Origin of the sequence: Haliscomenobacter sp. (assembly GCF_033763495.1) — a bacterium.
Taxonomy (GTDB): Bacteria; Bacteroidota; Bacteroidia; order Chitinophagales; family Saprospiraceae; genus Haliscomenobacter.
This window is the reverse complement of the sequence record NZ_JANRKL010000058.1, coordinates 1-2,015: the sequence shown is the minus strand read 5'-3', so window position 1 is coordinate 2,015 and position 2,015 is coordinate 1. Positions and strand designations below refer to the sequence as shown.

Annotated in this window: 1 protein-coding gene; it reads left to right on the top strand. The window is 42.4% G+C overall.

Features of this window, described 5'->3' with window-relative positions; translation table 11 throughout:
• Positions 1-392 precede the first annotated feature (392 nt).
• Positions 393-1,790 carry a carboxypeptidase-like regulatory domain-containing protein gene (locus tag SFV55_RS06680; RefSeq protein ID WP_320028702.1) on the top strand — a complete coding sequence of 466 codons (1,398 nt, stop codon included), beginning with the start codon at positions 393-395 and terminating at the stop codon, positions 1,788-1,790.
• Positions 1,791-2,015 lie beyond the last annotated feature (225 nt).

Below are 2,015 nucleotides of genomic sequence, written 5' to 3'. Positions count from 1 at the left end.
CCCAACGATCACTTTGGCCGTTTCGGCATGCAGTTTTTCTACAAAGGCGCTGTCGATGTAGATTTGTTGGTTTAGTGCTTCTATGTCCACGTGGTGCATCAGCCGGATAAATTAATTTGGAGTGCAAATTTGGAGAAAAAACTTGATAGATGGATGCAAGTGCGGGGGGAAAAGTTGGGTTGGGCGAGCATAAAGACTAAAAAGGGCAACTTTTTGAAAAAATCAAAAGTAGAATGAGGTAATGTTGAGTATGGACAACAATAAAACTTGGAAAGGCAAAAGTTGTATAATTAAAATTTGAAAAAATAATGTTGTAAAAAATAAATATTCGGAATATCTTTATCGACATAAAGAAAAAACAGAGAAAAGCTTGATTCATCAATAGTTAGCATATGAAACACCAGCTGTGTTTAGGCGTCTTCATTTTACAAGGCATTTTTTCGCTGGCCATGGCTCAGCAGCATTATCAACTGAATGGAATAGTGCTTACCGCTAAAGGTTCTATACCTGTTCCTTACGCGCATGTGGGGATTCCCGCCCGAGGTATGGGCGTAGTCAGCAACGAAGTAGGGGCTTTTACGCTGAATTACCCGGCTGCCTATGCCAAAGACAGCCTCAAGGTGAGTTGCCTGGGTTTTAAAACCTACACCATTGCCCTGTCCAAAGTGCAGCAGGAGGATACCCTGCGCATTTACCTAAAACCTGAAGTGCTGGAATTGGCCGAAGCGATGGTCAAACCCCATTCCGACTCCGGACGTGCCATTTTGCGGGAAGCGCTCAAACGCTTGAAGAAAAACTACCCCAGCAAAATGCACCAACTCAATGCCTTCTACCGCGAAAAGGTGCAAAGCCGTGACGATTATGGCTATACCCGCCTGATGGAGGGTATGGTGGACATTCAGGATTGGGGCATTGATTCCGACCCTCAGCGCATCCGCATCCGTGTCAATGAGTATCGCAAGAGCAACAATCTGGCCAAACAAACTTTGGGACAGCGCGCCTGGTATCTGGTGTTTGGCAAAGACACACCATTATACGATATTTTAGTGCAGGATCCAGTGAGGATACATGCGCACAATGTGCGAACAGTAAATGATTACGGAGGACATAAATGGGCTCACAACTCCCGGCGCTATTGGTTAGGGGAAATACTCAAAAGCCCCAAGGCTTCTATTCGTTTAGTAGATGTAACTTCTTACGATGGTGAGCAGGTTTATTGGTTAAAATTTCGCTTTCCAGAAAATTATGGCAATATCTACATCAATAGTAAGGATTACGGCATACACCACATTGATTACTACCGTGGTGCCGATTTTGATGAGATTTTATCAGAACTGGGGGTTGATACGAATACCATCTCTGAAAAGAAAAAACAGATGTACCGAGAATCGAGAGTTATTTTTCAAAATGTGAGCCAGGACGGTAAACACACTGGCAAAATCAGAGTAGACTATCAAAAAACAGACGGAAAATACTACTTGTCCTACATAGAATGGATGACCATGGGCGATTTCCGCAAAAGCAAAGTCCATGAAGGCAAAACTACGGGGAGTTACAATTTTTGCAGTTTGATGGTCAATGAAGTACAAACGGATAAAAAGGAAATGGCAAAGGTAAAACCCCGCCAAACACTCAATAGAAAAGAAGATACCGATGATGTACGCAGACAATACAACGAGCGTTTTTGGCGAAATTACAATGTTCTGCTAGCCACTCCACTGGAAAACAAGGTGATTCGCGACCTGACTTTTGAAGAATCATTGGAACAACAATTCAAAAAGAATCAATAGCCATGGAAGCGCTCACCAACCTCAAAAACAGATATTGGCTGCTCATCTTACCTGTCTTGCTTTTTTTGACCAGGTATCACTTCTTTTTTTGGCTTAAACTACCTGCCATGGATAGAGCGGGGCGAGAACATTCAATAACTTTTCAGTCCTTTTTGGTGTTCAATTACCTGCTGGGAGTTATTCTTATGTTCTTGTTTTTATTTTTCAATTTTTTACTGCTTAAAG